The sequence below is a fragment of the Polaromonas sp. AET17H-212 genome, assembly GCF_002379085.1.
Lineage (GTDB): Bacteria > Pseudomonadota > Gammaproteobacteria > Burkholderiales > Burkholderiaceae_C > Polaromonas.
In genome coordinates, this window is the sequence record NZ_NBZW01000007.1 from 79,017 (window position 1) to 96,998 (window position 17,982).

16 protein-coding genes and 1 riboswitch are annotated in these 17,982 nt (G+C 64.9%); of the genes, 12 read left to right on the forward strand and 4 right to left on the reverse strand.

What is annotated here, in order from left to right; genetic code table 11:
- Nucleotide 1: 1 nt before the first annotated feature.
- Together dprA and B7G53_RS08085 are read right to left on the reverse strand one after the other, a co-directional pair.
- Nucleotides 2-1,123 (reverse strand): DNA-processing protein DprA, encoded by a 1,122-nt coding sequence (gene dprA, locus B7G53_RS08080; protein WP_096666217.1) that lies wholly within the window; start codon nt 1,121-1,123, stop codon nt 2-4.
- Nucleotides 1,124-1,194: 71 nt separating this feature from the next.
- The gene (locus B7G53_RS08085) at nt 1,195-2,412 is read right to left on the reverse strand and encodes a LysM peptidoglycan-binding domain-containing protein (protein WP_096666403.1); all 1,218 of its coding nucleotides are present in this window, start codon (nt 2,410-2,412) and stop codon (nt 1,195-1,197) included.
- Between the two features lie 188 nt (nt 2,413-2,600).
- Between B7G53_RS08085 and def the strand changes: the two genes are divergently transcribed.
- From def to B7G53_RS08120, 7 genes are all read left to right on the forward strand, one after another.
- Nucleotides 2,601-3,122, forward strand: a complete 522-nt coding sequence (def, locus tag B7G53_RS08090; protein WP_096666219.1) for a peptide deformylase — start codon at nt 2,601-2,603, stop codon at nt 3,120-3,122.
- A 36-nt stretch (nt 3,123-3,158) separates the two neighbouring features.
- A complete protein-coding gene (gene fmt / locus B7G53_RS08095) occupies nt 3,159-4,142 on the forward strand; it encodes a methionyl-tRNA formyltransferase (protein WP_096666406.1) in 984 nt (327 codons plus the stop codon).
- Nucleotides 4,143-4,180: 38 nt separating this feature from the next.
- On the forward strand, nt 4,181-4,888 hold the full coding sequence (locus B7G53_RS08100) for an AzlC family ABC transporter permease (RefSeq protein ID WP_096666409.1): 708 nt from the start codon (nt 4,181-4,183) through the stop codon (nt 4,886-4,888).
- Nucleotides 4,885-5,214, forward strand: coding sequence for an AzlD domain-containing protein (locus tag B7G53_RS08105; RefSeq protein WP_096666222.1), 330 nt, complete (start codon nt 4,885-4,887; stop codon nt 5,212-5,214). Before B7G53_RS08100 ends, B7G53_RS08105 begins: the two co-directional genes overlap by 4 nt.
- 193 nt (nt 5,215-5,407) lie before the next feature.
- Nucleotides 5,408-6,601 carry a phosphoglycerate kinase gene (locus B7G53_RS08110; protein WP_096666225.1) on the forward strand — a complete coding sequence of 398 codons (1,194 nt, stop codon included), beginning with the start codon at nt 5,408-5,410 and terminating at the stop codon, nt 6,599-6,601.
- 158 nt (nt 6,602-6,759) lie between these two features.
- Complete coding sequence (gene pyk, locus B7G53_RS08115) at nt 6,760-8,193, forward strand: pyruvate kinase (RefSeq protein ID WP_096666228.1); 1,434 nt, start codon at nt 6,760-6,762, stop codon at nt 8,191-8,193.
- Between the two features lie 114 nt (nt 8,194-8,307).
- The gene (locus tag B7G53_RS08120) at nt 8,308-9,165 is read left to right on the forward strand and encodes an alpha/beta hydrolase (RefSeq protein WP_217992602.1); all 858 of its coding nucleotides are present in this window, start codon (nt 8,308-8,310) and stop codon (nt 9,163-9,165) included.
- On the opposite strand, the gene B7G53_RS08125 is transcribed toward B7G53_RS08120, so the two are convergent.
- The gene (locus B7G53_RS08125) at nt 9,098-9,829 is read right to left on the reverse strand and encodes a phosphatase PAP2 family protein (protein ID WP_096666234.1); all 732 of its coding nucleotides are present in this window, start codon (nt 9,827-9,829) and stop codon (nt 9,098-9,100) included. The two genes, B7G53_RS08120 and B7G53_RS08125, sit on opposite strands and share 68 nt — an antisense overlap.
- Nucleotides 9,830-10,062: 233 nt before the next feature.
- Between B7G53_RS08125 and fba the strand changes: the two genes are divergently transcribed.
- The 3 genes from fba to metH all read left to right on the forward strand — a co-directional run bounded on the left by fba (nt 10,063) and on the right by metH (nt 15,064).
- Nucleotides 10,063-11,127 carry a class II fructose-bisphosphate aldolase gene (gene fba, locus B7G53_RS08130; protein WP_096666237.1) on the forward strand — a complete coding sequence of 355 codons (1,065 nt, stop codon included), beginning with the start codon at nt 10,063-10,065 and terminating at the stop codon, nt 11,125-11,127.
- 85 nt (nt 11,128-11,212) lie between these two features.
- On the forward strand, nt 11,213-12,121 hold the full coding sequence (locus B7G53_RS08135; RefSeq protein WP_096666240.1) for a phosphoribosylaminoimidazolesuccinocarboxamide synthase: 909 nt from the start codon (nt 11,213-11,215) through the stop codon (nt 12,119-12,121).
- 25 nt (nt 12,122-12,146) lie between these two features.
- Nucleotides 12,147-12,239: riboswitch (S-adenosyl-L-homocysteine riboswitch) on the forward strand.
- A 41-nt stretch (nt 12,240-12,280) separates the two neighbouring features.
- On the forward strand, nt 12,281-15,064 hold the full coding sequence (gene metH, locus B7G53_RS08140; protein WP_255249943.1) for a methionine synthase: 2,784 nt from the start codon (nt 12,281-12,283) through the stop codon (nt 15,062-15,064).
- A 28-nt stretch (nt 15,065-15,092) separates the two neighbouring features.
- On the opposite strand, the gene B7G53_RS08145 is transcribed toward metH, so the two are convergent.
- Entirely contained in the window at nt 15,093-16,631 is a 1,539-nt protein-coding gene (locus B7G53_RS08145; RefSeq protein WP_096666246.1) for a YifB family Mg chelatase-like AAA ATPase, read from the reverse strand.
- Nucleotides 16,632-16,836: 205 nt separating this feature from the next.
- Between B7G53_RS08145 and B7G53_RS08150 the strand changes: the two genes are divergently transcribed.
- Entirely contained in the window at nt 16,837-17,604 is a 768-nt protein-coding gene (locus tag B7G53_RS08150) for a TorF family putative porin (protein WP_255249944.1), read from the forward strand.
- A 37-nt stretch (nt 17,605-17,641) separates the two neighbouring features.
- Nucleotides 17,642-17,980: a P-II family nitrogen regulator gene (glnK, locus tag B7G53_RS08155; protein WP_077591625.1), complete on the forward strand. Its 339-nt coding sequence runs from the start codon at nt 17,642-17,644 to the stop codon at nt 17,978-17,980.
- Nucleotides 17,981-17,982 lie beyond the last annotated feature (2 nt).

Genomic DNA, 17,982 nt, shown 5'->3' on the forward strand with positions numbered 1-17,982 from the left:
GTCAAACCCTTGCCATGCGCTGAAACAGCCCGCCCTGCAGCCGGGCGACCTCGCCGGCCAGTTCAAGCGCCAGCAATTGGGCCTGCAATTCGGCGGTTGCCAGCCCGGTGCGCGCCTGCAGGGCGTCGAGGCTGACGGGCTCGAACCCCATCGCCGCAAACAGCGGGTCGTCTGCGGGCTGTCCATCTACATCCTCATGGGCTGCAGGCAAGGCGGCCGAAAGCTGGGGCAGGTTCAACTCTTCCAGCACGTCCTGGGCAGACTCCACCAGCTTGGCGCCCTGTTTGATGAGGGCGTGGCAGCCCCGCGACTGGGGGGAATGGATGGAGCCGGGGATGGCGAACACCTCCTTGCCCTGTTCCGCGGCCAGGCGCGCGGTGATCAGCGAGCCTGACTTGAGCGCCGCTTCGACGACCAGCGTGCCCTGCGACAGGCCGGAGATCAGGCGGTTGCGCTTGGGAAAATTGGCGGTGAGGGGTGGTGTGCCCAGCGGGAACTCGCTGATGATCAGGCCGCGCTCGGCAATGCGGTGGGCGAGCGCGAGGTGCTGCTTCGGATACACCCGGTCCAGCCCGGTGCCGACCACGGCCAGGGTGGTGCCGCCACCGAGCAGGGCGCCGTCGTGGGCTGCGCCGTCCACGCCCAGTGCCAGCCCCGACACCACACAGAGACCGGCTTCGCCGAACACCCTGGCAAATTGCCGGGCATTGCTTTCACCTTGCGGCGTGGGGTTGCGGCTGCCCACGATGGCGAGGCAGGGCGCTGCGTTGATAGCTGTCGGCGTCCATGGGTCAAGGGCTCCAAGCATATAAAGCATGCAGGGCGGGTCTTCGATGTGAAGCAGCGCGGGCGGGTAGCCGGCATCGCCCAGCGTCACCACGCGCCGATTGTCTGCGCCCTGCAACCAGGCCAGCGTGGTCTTCAGCTGGTCGGCCAGGGCGGCGGGCTCGGTCAGCAGCGCATCGGCCAGGCGGTCGGAGCCGAGCTGCTGCAAGGTGCCTGCGTCCTGTTCAAAGATGGCCTGGGCTGACCCGAACATGGCCAGCAGCTGGCGTGCTCCCGCGTTGCCGATGCCCGGGGTCAGCGACAGGCGCAACCACGCGCCAAGTTCAGCAACGTCCATGGAAGGGCTGCATTCAGGCGGAGGCGGCAACACAATTCATGCAGACGGTCTGCACAAGCTGGCGCTGACGCTCAGTTGGGATTTTCGAAGCGGTCGCCCACTTTCACGCCTTCGCTGACCTCAAGGACCAGCGCGTAGGAGAGCTTTTCGAAAGTGCGGAAAACAATCAACAGGCCGTTGCGTTCGTTGGGCAGCTTGATCACTGTTCTGGCGGAGTCCGTGCGGTCCGTGATCCGTTCGCCGCTTCGCAAAATGGCCATCACATGGCCCCGCTCCAGTCCGTCGCGGATGCCGCGGTTGATCACCACCACCTGGTTGCCTGCCGCATAACGCACGGCGCTGCCGTAAATCGAGACAATCTGGCCTTCAATGGGGAGCTGTGGCGCGCGCGGCACATAACTCAGCAGTTCGCGCGGCGGTTCCGGCACCAGCCGGTCACCAACGCGCATTTCTTCCTTCGCGATGAGGATGTCGATGGTGGCCGGGATGACCTCATCGACAAGCTTGCCGTCCTTGCCCTTCACGCTGGCGGTGGATTCGCCGCGCACCAGCTCGGCCTTGCCGAGAAACTGTGCCTCGTAGCCGAGGATTTCGCCGGTGGTGGGGTCTTTCAGCGGCGTGGCATTGCGGAAGACCCGGTAGTCCAGTGGCTCGCCTTTGGCGGTACTCAGTGGCTTGCCTGTGTCCTTGCTGCTGTAGAGGCCACGGGCATAGGCGCGGTCGCCGCGACTGAGCAACACCCGGCCTTCCTGGGCCGCCACGATGCGTGGCGCCGTCAAAAACACGGCTTCGTCGACGATCAGGGCTTCCGACAGAAAGGGTTCAATCGCCTGGGGTGACAGCGTCGGGATGGCGGCATCAGCCAGCGATTCGTAACGCGTGCGCGGCGATACCCGCACGGTGCCGGGCTGGCTGTCACCGCCGCCCGGACGCCGGGCCCGCAAGGTGGCGCGTCCGCCGGATTTGTCCAGGTAAAGCTGCTGACCGGGGTAAATCCGGTGCGGATTGCGGATGTCATCCAGATTCATGCCCCACAACTCGGGCCAGCGCCACGGGGTTTTCAGGAACATGCCCGAGATGGCCCACAAGGTGTCGCCGCGCTTGACGGTGTATTCGTCGGGGGCATTGGGGGCCAGGTCGCTCAGTGGCACGCCGGTTTGGGCCACTTGGCTGGCCGTGGCCTTCTGGCCGGCGGTGATCGGGAAATTCTGCGCGTGCAGGCCGGCGCTGGATGCCAGCAGAGCGGCGGCTATTGAAATCTGACTGAACCGACCAAAAATATGTTGCATCTTGAGGCCCTTGGGGCTGGCGCGGCCTTGGGCATCAAGGCCGGACGCCACGTTTTTATCTTGATAAATCACTAGCGATTCTGTACTTAAGCCCTTGATTAGGCAACGAATATGCCATTTCGCGACAGCCGGGATGCCGAAAAATGGCGAAAATTAGCGAAAATAGCGACATCTGATTGCCTGCCACCATGACCCAACTGACCATTCTTCGTTACCCTGACCCGCGTCTGCACACCATTGCCAAGCCCGTGGCGGCGGTGGACGCGCGCATTCGCACTTTGGTGGGCGACATGCTGGAAACCATGTATGCCGCCGAGGGCATCGGCCTGGCCGCCAGCCAGGTCAACGTTCACGAACGAGTGGTGGTGATCGACGTCAGTGAGGGCCGGGACCAGCCGCTGGTGCTGATCAACCCCGAAATCACCTGGTCCAGCCCCGAAACCCAGGTCAATGACGAAGGCTGCCTGTCCGTGCCTGGCGTGTATGACGGGGTGGAACGCGCCAGCGCCATCAAGGTCCGGGCGCTGGACCTGGACGGCAAGCCGCAGACCCACAGCGCCGAAGGCCTGCTGGCGGTGTGCGTGCAGCACGAGATGGACCACCTGATGGGCAAGGTATTTGTCGAGTACCTGTCGCCGCTCAAGCGCAACCGCATCAAGACCAAGATGATCAAGCAGAAAAAAGACGAAGAACGCGAATTGGTCCGCTGATCCTGACGCGCCTTGCGCATGGGCGAAAATGCGTGGATGCGCGTCATATTTGCCGGTACCCCCGAATTCGCCCGTGTGGCTCTCGCGCAGCTGCAGGCTGCGGGTTTTGAAATCCCCCTTGTCCTGACCCAGCCGGACCGGCCCGCCGGGCGCGGCATGAAGCTGCAGGCCTCCAGCGTCAAGCAGTTTGCGCTTGAACAACAGATCCCGGTGCTGCAGCCGCGCAGCCTGCGGCTCGATGGCAAATACCCCGAAGACGCCGCTGCCGCGCGCGATGCGCTCCAAGCGGCCCGCGCCGACGTCATGGTGGTCGCCGCCTATGGCCTGATCCTGCCGCAGTGGGTGCTGGACATGCCGCGGCTGGGCTGCCTGAATATTCATGGCTCCCTGCTGCCGCGCTGGCGCGGCGCGGCGCCGATTCACCGTGCCATTGAAGCGGGTGACAGCGAGACCGGCATCACGCTGATGCAGATGGATGCCGGGCTGGACACCGGTGACATGTTGCTGGTCGAAAAGCTTCCGATCGCACCCGGGGACACCACCGGCACCCTGCACGACAAACTCGCTGCCCTGGGCGCCCGACTCGTGGTCGAGGCGCTGGAACTCGCGGCCTGCGGCGGGCTCCAGCCTGTGCCGCAGCCCGGGGAAGGCATCACCTACGCGCACAAAATCGAAAAACACGAGGCCGCCATTGACTGGCGGCAAAGCGCCACCGTGATCGAGCGGCGGATACGCGCCTTCAACCCCTTCCCGGGCGCGGCGAGTGCCCTGGGCGGCGACACGGTCAAGTTCTGGCAGGCCGTGGTGGTGCCCGGTGTCCAGCGACCGGAAGCGGCCGCGCCGGGCCAGATTCTCGCCGTCAGCCCGGACGGCGTGGACGTGGCGACGGGTGACGGCGTGTTGCGCGCCACCCGGCTGCAGAAGCCCGGTGGCAAGCCGCTGGATGCCGCCGAGTTCGTCCGTGGTTTTGCGCTGCAGCCCGGCATGGTTTTTCAGGCCAGTCCGGAGAAGCGCGCTTGACGGCCCCGCTGTTCCGGCATCCCGAGTTTCGCCAGGGCATGCGCGACATGGCGTCCGCCGCCGCCGGCACGGCCGCCTGGGGCCTGATGACCGGTGTGGCCATGGTCAAGTCGGGGATGAGCCTGTTTGAGGCGGTGCTGATGGGGGTGATCGTGTTTGCCGGCAGCTCGCAGCTTGCGGCCGTTCCGCTGATTCTTGCCGGCGCGCCCCTGTGGGTGATTCTGGCCACTGCGGCCTGTGTCAATCTGCGTTTTGTCGTGTTCAGCGCCCATCTGCGGCCTTACCTCATGCACCAGCCACTCTGGCGGCGCCTGGCCAGCGGCTATTTCACGGCCGATCTCAGTTATGTGATGTTCACCAACCGCCACCCGCATCCGGTGCCGCCTGACGACAAGGAGGCGTTGCGTGCCCAGGAGGCCTACCTGGCCGGAAACTGCGCCCTGACCTGGCTCAGTTGGGTGGTGCCCAGTCTGCTGGGCATTGCGCTGGCCAATGCGATTCCGCTGTCCTGGGGGCTGGGTTTCGCCGGCATCCTGGCCTTGCTCGGGGTCATGTGTTCGCTGGCAAGCAGCCGCCTGCGTGTGGTGTCCGCCGGGGTGGCCGGCGCGGCGGCGGTGGCGGCCTTTGCCCTGCCGCTCAAGCTCAACATCCTGGTCGCGATTGCCGCAGCGGTGGCGGTCTGCCTGATGCTGGAAAAACCTGCAGCGCCCCCGGCGCCGTTGCCCACGACGAAGGGGGCGGCATGACCGATGCCTGGACCGTGCTCACCATCGTTGGACTGGCGCTGGTCACGGTGATCACGCGCTCGTTTTTCTTCATGTCCAGCAAGCCCTGGAGCCTGCCGCCCTGGGTGCAACGCGGCCTGCACTATGCGCCGATCGCGGCCCTGGCGGCCGTCATCATTCCCGAGATCGTGATGACGCAGGGGCAGCTTATCGGCACCTGGCGGGACGCCCGCCTGTTTGCCGCACTGGCCGGCGTGGCCTGGTTTGTCTGGCGCCGCGGCGTGCTGGGCACCATCATCGCCGGCATGGCGGTCTACCTGCCCCTGCACATCGGACTGGGCTGGTGAAACTGGCCCCCACGGTCACTCACTGCGTGTAGCTCCCTGCCCCCCGGGGGGGCCGCTGCGCCTGCGGCCCGGCACAGCCGGTTCCGCGGCCCCGGCTTGAACGGAGCTGCCTTGGTAGCACACGGCCGCCGCGGGCGCGCACCTACAATTTGAGGCTTGGGCGTGTTGACCCAACCCTTCACTGCGAGCTTTCATGAACTTCATCCGCTTCTCCGATCTGTGCGCTCAGGGCCTTGTCAAGGGCCGGCGTGTCTTCATTCGCGCCGACCTGAATGTGCCGCAGGACGACCGTGGTCACATCACCGAGGACACCCGCATCCGCGCCTCGATTCCCTGCATCCAGCTGGCGCTGGACGCCGGCGCCGCGGTGATGGTGACCTCGCATCTGGGCCGGCCGACCGAAGGGCAGTTCAAGCCCGAAGACTCGCTCGCGCCGGTGGCCAAGCGTCTGGGCGAACTGATGCAGCGCGAGGTGCCGCTGAAGTCCGGCTGGGTTGACGGCGTGGACGTGGCGCCCGGCCAGCTTGTGCTGCTGGAGAACTGCCGCGTCAACCCCGGTGAGAAAAAGAACAACGAGGCGCTGGCCCGCAAGATGGCCGCACTCTGCGATATTTTTGTGCACGACGCCTTCGGCACGGCGCATCGCGCCGAGGCCTCGACCTACGGCATCGCCCAGTTTGCCAAAGTGGCCTGCGCCGGTCCGCTGCTGGCGGCCGAAATGGATGCGATCTCCAAGGCCCTGGCCAACCCGAAGCGCCCGCTGGTGGCCATCGTGGCCGGCAGCAAGGTATCGACCAAGCTGACCATCCTGAAGGCGCTGGCCGGCAAGGTGGACCAGCTGATCGTCGGGGGCGGGATTGCCAACACCTTCATGCTGGCCAACGGCCTGCCCATCGGCAAAAGCCTGGCCGAGCGCGAATTGCTCGACGAAGCCCGGGCGGTGATGGCGGCCATGAAGGCGCGCGGCGCCGAGGTGCCGGTGCCGACCGACGTGGTGACCGCCAAGAGCTTCAGTGCCGACGCGCCCGCCACCGTCAAGGCGGCCACCGAGGTGGCGGACGACGACCTGATCCTGGACATCGGCCCGCAAACCGCGAAAAAGCTGGCCGATCAGTTGATGGCCGCCGGCACCATTGTCTGGAACGGCCCGGTGGGCGTGTTCGAATTTGCCGCCTTCGAGGGCGGCACGAAAGCAATTGCGCAGGCGATTGCCGCCAGCCCCGCCTTCAGCATTGCCGGTGGCGGCGACACGCTGGCCGCCATTGCCAAATACGGGATTGAAAAAGACGTGGGCTACATCTCCACCGGCGGCGGCGCCTTTCTCGAAGTGCTGGAAGGCAAGACCCTGCCGGCTTTCGAGATTCTGCAGAAGCGGGCGGCAGGCTGAATCGGTGCGACATCTGCTATTAAAAGCATAGCTGTATTCGCAATAGAAATTACACCTGGCCGGTTGCACATCGCGGCCGGGCCTGCGCGGCGCGCCCGGTGTACCCGGCCTGTAACCGGTTCCGTGTGAGAATCGTCAGTAAATTACAGGAGACATCCATGCCACGCCGCGCCACCAAAATTGTTGCCACCCTGGGCCCCGCCTCGAGCGATCCGGCGCTGCTTGAAAAAATGATACGGGCGGGCGTCAACGTGGTGCGCCTCAATTTCAGCCATGGCACGGCGCAGGACCACATCGACCGGGCCGGTCTGGTGCGCGAGGCGGCCCAGCGCGCCGGCCGCGAGGTGGCGATCATGGCCGACCTGCAGGGGCCGAAGATCCGCGTCGGCAAATTCGCCGAAGGCAAGGTCCTGCTGGAGGCCGGCGCCAAGTTCGTGCTCGATGCCTCGCGGACCGAGCTGGGCGATATCAAGGGTGTGGGGCTGGACTACAAGGAATTGCCGCGTGACGTGTGCGCCGGCGACATCCTGCTGCTCAACGATGGCCTGATCGTGCTGACCGTGGATGCGGTGCGCTCTGAAGAGGTGCAGACCACCGTCAAGGTAGGCGGTGTCCTGTCCAACAACAAGGGCATCAACAAAAAGGGTGGCGGCCTGACGGCGCCGGCCTTGACCGCCAAGGACATGGAGGACATCAAGACCGCCATGAGTTTCCAGGCCGACTATGTGGCCGTGAGTTTCCCGCAGAATGCCACCGACATGGAAATGGCGCGCCAGCTCTGCAATGTGGCCGCCGCGCCCTACAAACACAAGCCCGGCCTGATTGCCAAGATCGAACGCGCCGAAGCCATTCCCAACCTGGAAGACATCCTGCGGGTCAGCGACGGCATCATGGTCGCGCGCGGTGACCTGGCGATTGAGGTGGGCAACGCCGCCGTGCCGGCGCTGCAAAAACGCATGATCAAGATGGCCCGCGCCATGGACAAACTCGTCATCACCGCCACGCAGATGATGGAAAGCATGATCCTCAACCCGGTGCCGACGCGCGCCGAGGTCAGCGACGTGGCCAATGCCGTGCTCGACGGGACCGACGCCGTGATGCTGAGCGCAGAAACAGCCGCCGGCAATTACCCGCTCGAGACCATCGAGGAAATGGCCAACATCTGCCTGGAAGCGGAAAAAGCCGAATACGCGGCGCTGGACGCCGACTTCAGCGGCAAGACCTTCACACGCATCGACCAGTCGATCGCCATGGGGGCGCTGTTCACGGCCCACCATCTGGGCGCCAAGGCCATCGTGGCGCTGACCGACAGCGGCTCCACGCCGCTGTGGATGAGCCGCCACGACATCCGTGTCCCGATCTACGCGCTCACACCGCGTCTGGCGACGCAGCGCAAGATGGCGCTCTACCGCAATGTGCGCCCGCTGCTGATGGACACCAGCGCCGACCGCGACACGGCGCTGGAACAGGCCGAAGGGCACCTGCTGCGCCGCGACATCGTGCAAAGCGGGGACGTGTATGCCATCACCTGCGGCGAACCCATGGGTGCCCCTGGCGGCACCAACATGCTCAAGATCTGCCGCGTGGCCTGAGCGGGCGGGTCCTTGGGGCGGCCGGCCCGGGCACGGCCGCCCAGCCGGTGCCGGTTGAATCCATGGCCGCCGGGCCTGCGTATCCCTGGTTCAATGCACACCACGGATATCCCTTTGCCAAGACGCTCGCTGCTGGCCATGCTGCCCGCGCTGCTCACTGCCTGCTCGGCAGTGGACCTGCTCAACGCCACCGTTTCCACCGACACCTACCGGCGCACCCAGGGCCTGCCTTATGGCGACCACCCGCGCCAGCGGCTGGACGTCTATCAGCCTGTTGACGGCACCGGCCAGGCGCCAATGGTGGTGTTTTTTTATGGCGGCAGCTGGTCTTCGGGTGAACGCGCCGACTACCGCTTTGTCGGGGAGGCGCTGGCAGCCAGCGGCATTGTGGCGGTGATCGCCGACTACCGCCTGAGCCCCGCCTTCCCCTACCCGGCTTTTGTTCAGGACAGTGCGCGCGCCGTGGGCTGGGCGGTGGCGCATGGGGCCGCGCATGGCGCCGATCCCGACCGGATTTTTGTGATGGGACATAGCGCCGGTGCCTACAACGCGGCCATGGTGGCGCTGGATCCGCGCTGGCTGGCCGCCGAGGGGCTGAAGCCCTCGCGCCTGGCGGGATGGATAGGCCTGGCCGGTCCCTACGATTTCCTGCCGATCGGCGATCGCCAGACCCAGGTGGCCTTTGACTGGCCGCGCACGCCGGTCGACAGCCAGCCGTTGTTCCATGCCTCGCCGGCGTCGCCGCCGGCCTTGCTGCTGGCGCCCGCCGCCGATAGCGTGGTCAATTCCCGGCGCAGCACCGTGGCCCTGGCCCGGCGGCTCCAGAGCAGTGGCGTGTATGTGGAGTCTGCGCTGTTTGACGGCGTCAGCCACGTCACCCTGGTGGCCTCCCTGGCCTCGGTTCTCAGAGGCCGGGCGCCTGTGCTTGAGCGTGTCTCGGCTTTTGTGAAGTCAGTCGGGCCAGCCAGGTGAAGCCGAGGTCCAGCCCGGCAGCGCTGGCCCAGCAGAACCAGGCGGTCCAGAAGGTGTGGCTCATGTAGTGGGCGCCGCGCACCTGTTGCGCCAGTCCCAGCAGCAGGCCGGCCAGCATGGAGCCCAGCAACCAGCGGCGAGCCGTGGTCGGCAGGGCATGCCGGAACGCAAAAAAACCGCCGACAAAGGCAAAACCCGCGGAGGCGTGACCGGCCGGAAAGCAGCCACCGTCACCGCCGTCCCTGACGCCCCAGGCCCAATGTGAAACATGGCTGGCCACGCCGCCGAATTCCTGCAGGCTCCAGGGGCAACTGCTGTGGCTGTGCAGCTTGATGTTGGACACCACCAGCAACGCCAATAGCGTGGTCAGGGCCAGCTGGGCGCGGCGCGGGGCGGGCAGCCGCCGCAGGGTACCGACGGGCCGGGCGATGCCAAGCAGCAGCGCCCCTTCGAGCAACCAGGGCAGCGGGCGCATATCGTCGTGCAGCACGTCGCGCCAGAACCAGTGGTTTTCGAGGGCAAAACCGCTGGCGGACCCAAACCAGCGCGCCAGGGTCAGGTCCAGTCCCGAAGCATCCCAGGCCAGCAGGAGAAGAAAGCTGGCCAGGGACAAGAAAAGAAGACGTGACGGGCTGGAAGCGGCTGGGCTGCGGGAGGCGTTCATCTGGGGTGGGTGGTGCAAGAAGGACCGACGATAGCCCTGTCCGCCTTAAATCAGGCTTAATCCCCGCGCGACGGTCCGCGTCGGGCTTGTCCTACGCCTTTGCCCCTTCCAGGCTGACGCAGGAAGGCCTTCGAGAGGCCGCCCAAGGGTTTCGCGGGACGACATGGCGGGTAAAATGAAAGAAGTTACCGGTCAGTTACCGAATCCGTTCAACCTTCCTGGGGATATCTCTTATGGCACTCGTTTCCATGCGCGAGCTGCTGGACCATGCGGCAGTCAACACCTACGGCATTCCAGCTTTCAACGTCAACAACCTCGAACAAGTCCAGGCCATCATGCAGGCGGCCGACGAGGTCAATGCGCCCGTGATCATGCAGGCCAGTGCTGGCGCCCGCAAATATGCCGGCGAAGGTTTCCTCAAACACCTGATCCAGGCGGCGGTCGAGAGCTACCCGCACATCCCGGTCGTGATGCATCAGGACCACGGCCAGAGCCCGGATGTCTGCCGCGGCGCGATCAACCTCGGGTTCAGCTCGGTGATGATGGATGGCTCGCTGATGGCCGACGGCAAGACCATTGCCGACTATGACTACAACATCGACGTGACGCGCAAGGTTGTGGAGATGGCGCATGCCACCGGCGTCTCGGTCGAAGGCGAACTCGGTTGCCTCGGCAGCCTGGAAACCATGCAGGGCGACAAGGAAGACGGCCACGGCACCGACGCGGTGATGACCCACGACCAGCTGCTGACCGACCCCGAGCAGGCCGCTGATTTTGTCAAACGCACCCAGCTCGATGCGCTGGCCATCGCGATCGGCACCAGCCACGGCGCCTACAAGTTCACGCGCAAGCCCACCGGCGACATCCTGGCGATCGAACGCATCAAGGAAATCAACCGCCGCATCCCCAACACCCACCTCGTCATGCACGGTTCGTCCAGCGTGCCGCAGGACCTGCTGGCCATCATCCGCCAGTACGGCGGCGACATGAAGGAAACCTATGGTGTGCCGGTCGAGGAGATCCAGAAGGCGATCAAGTTCGGTGTGCGCAAGATCAACATCGACACCGACATCCGCCTGGCCATGACCGCTGCGGTACGCAAGTTCATGGCCGAAAACCCGAGCAAATTCGATCCGCGCGAGTGGCTCAAACCCGCCACGGCGGCGGCCAAGGCCATCTGCAAGCAGCGTTACATCGAGTTCGGCTGCGAGGGCCAGGCCGGCAAGATCAAGGGCGAAGCCCTGAGTGTGGTGGCCGCCAAATACGCCAAGGGCGAGCTGGCCCAGGTGGTGCGGTAACCCGGAAAATCCTCGCCCTGCCGAACTGGCGATAATTCAAAGCTCGCCGCTACCGGCGGGCTTTTTTACTTTTGGCAAGCATCCCATGACCTCCGCTCTCCACACCTCGGCCCTGACCTCCCTGCCCCTGCTCGCGCGCGGCAAGGTTCGTGACAACTACGCTGTCGGCAAAGACCGGCTGCTGATGGTCGCCAGCGACCGGCTCAGCGCCTTCGACGTCATCATGGGCGAGCCGATTCCGGGCAAAGGCGTGTTGCTCACGCAAATGGCCCTGTTCTGGTTCGACAAGCTGGGTCATGTCTGCCCGAACCACCTGACCGGCGAGGCGCCCGAAAGCGTGGTGACACCCGCCGAAGTGCCGCAGGTCACCGGCCGCTCCATGCTGGTCAAGCGCCTGAAGCCGATTCCGGTCGAGGCCGTGGTGCGCGGCTACCTGGCCGGCAGCGGCTGGAAGGAATACCAGGAGAGCCAGTCGGTATGCGGCGTGTCGCTGCCGGCCGGCCTGAAAAACGCCAGCAAGCTGCCCGAACCGATTTTCACGCCGGCGGCCAAGGCGGCGGTGGGCGAGCATGACGAAAACATCAGCTACGCGCAGATGGTCAAGGTCGTCGGCCCCGAACTGGCCGCGCAGATCCGCGACCTCAGCATCCGCATCTACAAGGAGGCGGCGGCCTTTGCGCTGACCAAGGGCATCATCATTGCCGACACCAAGTTCGAGTTCGGCCTCGACGACAACGGCACGCTGACCCTGATGGACGAGGTGCTGACGCCCGATTCCTCGCGCTACTGGCCGATCGAAGGTTACGAGCAGGCCTTCGCCGCAGGCACCAACCCGCCCAGCTACGACAAGCAGTTCGTGCGCGACTGGCTGGAACAGGCTCTGGTCAACGGCAAGCCCTGGGACAAGACGCCGCCGGCGCCGCGCGTGCCGCAGGACGTGGTCGAGAAAACCGCGGCCAAATACCAGGAAGCGCTGACCCGGCTGACAGCCTGACCGGCGGCTTGGTTTAAAATACCCGCATCCCAAGGAGCGTTGCAGCGAAACCCCGTTTCGTCAGGCTTGGGTGACAGCAGGACCCTGCGGCCTGCCTTTGCAACGGCGCTCACCTTCGATAGCCAAGGTGAGTGAATGTCCGAAATCCAAGTTCCCCCCATGAAACTGTCCGGCCTGGAGCCGGTCGCCATAGGCGCGGGCAGCCTGTTCGTCAACATCGGCGAGCGTACCAACGTCACGGGCTCCAAGGCCTTTGCGCGCATGATCCTCAACGGCGAGTACGAACAGGCACTCGTCGTGGCCCGCCAGCAGGTCGAAAACGGCGCGCAGATCATTGACATCAACATGGACGAGGCCATGCTCGACAGCCAGGCCGCCATGGTGCGTTTCCTGAACCTGATCGCCAGCGAGCCCGACATTGCCCGTGTGCCCATCATGATCGACAGCTCCAAATGGAGCGTGATCGAGGCCGGCCTGCGCTGCATCCAGGGCAAGGGCATCGTCAACTCGATCTCCATGAAGGAGGGGCTGGAGCCCTTCAAATACCAGGCCAAACTGCTCAAGCGTTACGGCGCGGCCGCCGTGGTCATGGCTTTCGACGAACAGGGCCAGGCCGATACCTACGAACGCAAGATCGAGATCTGCGAGCGCGCCTACCGCGTGCTGGTGGACGAGCTGGACTTTCCGCCCGAGGACATCATCTTCGACCCCAACATCTTTGCGATCGCCACCGGCATCGAGGAGCACAACAACTACGCGGTGGACTTCATCAACGCCACGCGCTGGATCAAACAGAACCTGCCCGGCGCCAAGGTGTCCGGCGGCGTGTCGAATGTGTCCTTCAGCTTCCGCGGCAACGATCCGGTGCGTGAAGCGATTCACACCGTGTTCCTGTACCACGCGATCCAGGCCGGCATGGACATGGGCATCGTCAACGCCGGCATGGTCGGCGTTTACGACGACCTGGAGCCGACCTTGCGTGAACGCGTGGAAGACGTGGTGTTGAACCGTACGCCGGTGTACAAGGACGGCGAAGAACACCTGAGCCCCAGCGAGCGCCTGATTGAGGTCGCCGAGAGCGCCAAAAGCGGCGCCAAGGACGACAGCAAGCGCAATGAGTGGCGTGCGCTGCCGGTGCGGCAGCGCCTGTCGCACGCGCTGGTGCACGGCATGAACGAACACATCGTGCCCGACACCGAAGAGGTCTGGCAGGCGATCAAGGCCGAGGGCGGGCGGCCGCTGCATGTGATCGAAGGCCCGTTGATGGACGGCATGAACGTGGTCGGTGACCTGTTCGGCCAGGGCAAGATGTTCCTGCCGCAGGTGGTGAAAAGCGCGCGTGTGATGAAGCAGGCGGTGGCGCATCTGCTGCCTTACATCGAGGCCGAGAAGCTGCTGCTGGAAGCGGCTGGCGGCGACGTCAAGACCAAGGGCAAGATCATCATCGCCACCGTCAAGGGCGACGTACACGACATCGGCAAGAACATCGTTACGGTTGTGCTTCAGTGCAACAACTTCGACGTGGTCAACATGGGCGTGATGGTGCCCTGTCACGAAATCCTGGCGCGCGCCAAGATCGAGGGTGCGGACATCGTCGGCCTGTCCGGCCTGATCACGCCCAGCCTGGAAGAAATGCAGTACGTGGCCGGCGAGATGCAGAAGGACGACCATTTCCGCATCAAGAAAATCCCGCTGATGATTGGCGGCGCCACCACCTCCCGGGTCCACACGGCCGTCAAGATTTCGCCGCATTATGAAGGCCCGGTGGTGTATGTGCCCGACGCGTCGCGCAGTGTCAGCGTGGCACAAAGCCTGCTTTCCGACCAGGCGGCCAAATACATCGATGAACTCAATGCCGACTACGACAAGGTACGCACCCAGCACGCCAACAAGAAACAGACGCCGATGTGGCCGCTGGCCAGGGCCCGCGCGAATGCAACGCCGATTGACTGGGCCCACTACACGCCGCCCAAACCGAAATTCATCGGCCGCCGCGTGTTCAAGAATTTCGATCTGGCCGAACTGGCGAACTACATCGACTGGGGACCGTTCTTCCAGACCTGGGACCTGGCCGGCCCTTTTCCGGCCATCCTGAAAGACGAGGTGGTGGGGACCGAGGCCGTGCGTGTGTATGCCGACGCGCAGCGCATGCTCAAGCGCCTGATCGAGGGCCGCTGGCTCACCGCCAGCGGTGTCATCGGCCTGTACCCGGCCAACAGCGTTGGCGACGACATCGAGATCTACACCGACGAGACGCGAACTGAAGTGGCCATGACCTGGTACGGCCTGCGCCAGCAGGCCGAGAAAACCGCACTCGACGGCGTGATGCGGCCCAGCCGCTGCCTCGCTGATTTCATCGCGCCCAAGGTCTTGCCGGCCGAAGTCAAGGCCGTGCGCGCCGGCCATGCGGGCGCCGAGGGCCACAACACCTTCATGCTGCCTGACTACATCGGCCTGTTTGCCGTGACGGCCGGTCTGGGTGCCGAGAAGAAGGAAAAGTACTTCAACGACGACCACGATGACTACTCGTCCATCATGCTCAAGTCGCTGGCCGACCGGTTGGCCGAGGCCTTTGCCGAGGCCATGCACAAACGGGTGCGCGAGGATTTGTGGGGCTATGCCGCCGGCGAAATGCTCAGCACCGAGGACATGATTGCCGAGAAGTACCAGGGCATACGCCCGGCGCCCGGCTACCCGGCCTGCCCGGACCACAGTGTCAAGAAGGACATGTTCGAGCTGCTGCAGGCGGGTGATATCGGCATGGCGTTGACTGAAAGCCTGGCCATGACGCCAGCCGCCAGCGTCAGCGGCTTCTACCTGAGCCACCCGCAAAGCGTCTACTTCAATGTCGGCAAGATCGGCGACGACCAGCTGCAGGACCTGGCCCAACGCCGCGGCGAAAAGGCCGAGGACTTGCAGCGCCTGCTGGCGCCGGTTCTCTAAAGAAAGCGAAGAAAGAGCGGGATCCGGCTCAGTGGGCGCTCTTGAGCGCCCGCCGGTATTGCACCGCCTCGGCCACATGGGTGAGCTGCACCGCCTGCGCACCGGCCAGGTCGGCGATGGTGCGTGCCACTTTCAGGCAGCGGTGGATGCTGCGTCCTGACCAGCCCAGGCGCGCAGCCGCCGTGTTCAGGAATTTCGTGGCGGCATCGTCGAGCTGGCACTGTGCATCGATGGCCTTGCCCTGCAGCGCCTGGTTGCTGCTGCCCTGGCGCGCCGTGGCGCGTTCACGCGCCGCCACCACCCGCTGCCGGATGCTCGCCGTGCTTTCGCCCGGTGCGGCGCCCAGCAGTTCCTCGGCAGCCAGCGCCCCGACTTCCACATGCAGGTCAATGCGGTCCAACAGCGGGCCGCTGAGCTTGCCTTGGTAACGCGAGACTTGGTCTGGCGAGCAGCGGCAGGCGCGCAGGCTGGAGCCGAGGTAGCCGCAGGGGCAGGGGTTCATGGCGGCGATCAGCTGGAAGCGGGCCGGAAACTCGGCGCGCTGGGCGGCGCGGGAGATCGTGATGGTGCCGGACTCCAGCGGTTCGCGCAGGGCTTCCAGCGCGGCTCGCGGGAATTCGGGGAGTTCATCCAGGAACAGAACGCCATGATGCGCCAGTGAAATTTCACCGGGCCGGGGCGGCGAGCCGCCGCCGACCAGGGCCACGGCGCTGGCGGTATGGTGCGGCGCGGCGGTGGGCCGGACCGCCCAGCTGTCCAGCGTAAAGCGGCCACCGAGCGAGGCGACGGCCGCGCTTTCGAGCGCCTCGGCGGTGCTCATGGCCGGCAACAGGCCGGCAAAACGCTGGGCCAGCATGGACTTGCCCGAGCCCGGCGCGCCCACCATCAGCAGGCTGTGGCCGCCAGCGGCGGCGATCTCCAGGGCGCGCCTGGCCGCCGCCTGGCCCTTGACGTCGGACAGGTCCGGGTAAGGGGTGGCGTCCTGTGGGGCGCTGGGCTGGAGCCGGACCCAGCCGCCCGTGTCTTCCGGAACCACGTCGCCCGGCAGAAATTGCCGGACCACGTCGAGCAGGTGGTGGGCCCGGTAGACCTCCGCATCCGGCACCAGCGCCGCTTCCTCGGCGCTGCCGCCCGGCAGCACCAGCCGGGGCTGGGGCTGGCCGGCGTCCCGGCCCGGCAGGGCCAGGCTCATCGCCAAGGCGCCGCGTATGGGGCGCAGTTCCCCGCCCAGCGACAGCTCGCCGGCAAACTCGTAGCCCGCGAGCTTGGCGGTGTCGATCTGGCCGCTGGCCGCCAGAATGCCCAGCGCAATCGGCAGGTCAAAGCGACCGGAGTCCTTGGGCAGGTCGGCCGGTGCCAGGTTCACGGTGATGCGTTTGTTGCCGGGAAACTCCAGGCCGGTGTTCTGGATGGCCGACCTCACCCGCTCACGTGCTTCCTTGACCTCGGTTTCCGCCAGGCCCACGAGCGTGAAGCTTGGCAAGCCGTTGGCCAGGTGCACTTCGACGCAGACCGGGTGCGCCTGCATGCCCAGCAAGGCGCGGCTCTGCACTAAAGATAAGCTCATTTGCCGATTTCTCCCTCATGCACCAAAATTGATCAGGCATTGATGCACTTGTTCGGTGCGCATCTTGTATTTATTCCAGTTCAAGTTAACGCGTCAGCCCTTGCTGGCGACGACGAAGGCGCTTTCGGCTTACAAAATTTGGCACGCTCCATGCTAAGTGTTCAACGCGCCAAATTCCCTTATTTAACTATTTATGGAGCTCTCGATGAAATCAGCCGCCCAAAAATCAATGCTGGTGATGGTACTTGCCCTGGCCGGTTCGGCCTTTGCCCAGACCGCAGCCCCTGCGCCAGACTACACCCTGTCCTACAACGTCGGCGCCACCACCGACTACCGCTACCGCGGCATTTCGCAGACCGGCAAGAAACCAGCGCTGAATGGCGGCATTGACTACGCTCACAAAAGCGGCTTTTACCTCGGTACCTGGGCTTCGACCATCAGCTGGCTGAAAGACACCACCGCCAATCCCAACACGACCAAAGGCCCGGTCGAGATCGACGTCTACGGCGGCTACAAAGGTGCGTTGTCCGACAGCGTGGGTTATGACGTCGGCGGCCTCTACTACTGGTATGCCGGCAACAACATGAAAAAGACGGCCGGTCAGGTCAGCCCGAACACCTTCGAGCTGTACGGCGCGCTCACCTTTGGCATTGTCACCGCCAAATACTCGCACGCCACGACCAACCTGTTTGGCACGGCCAACAGCAAGAACAGCGGCTACCTCGATCTCAGCGCCAACTTTGACCTGGGTTCCGGCTGGTCCATCGTGCCGCACGTCGGCGCGCAAAAAATCAAGAACGGCAATTCCTACACGGACTACTCGGTGGCCGTCAACAAGGACATCGACGGCCTGGTGGTGAGTCTGGCAGTGGTGGGCACCAACGGCCTGGGTGCACCCTACACCCTGCCTGGTTCGGGCACCCGTGACCTCGCCAAGGATGGCCTGGTGCTGTCCGTCAAGAAAAGTTTCTGAAATAACACAGCCTAGAAGCTGAGGCAAAGGAGAACTCATGAAACTCGTAACGGCCATTATCAAACCGTTCAAGCTGGACGAAGTGCGCGAGGCGCTGTCCGGCATTGGTGTGCAGGGCATCACCGTGACCGAGGTCAAGGGCTTCGGCCGCCAGAAAGGCCACACGGAGCTGTACCGCGGCGCTGAATACGTGGTGGACTTCCTGCCCAAGGTCAAGATCGAGGCAGCCGTGTCCGACGAGCTGGTAGACCGCGTCATCGAAGCCGTCGAGGGCGCAGCCCGTACCGGCAAGATCGGCGACGGCAAGGTCTTCGTCTACAACCTCGAGCAGGTCGTGCGTATCCGCACCGGTGAAACCGGCAAGGAAGCGCTCTAAGC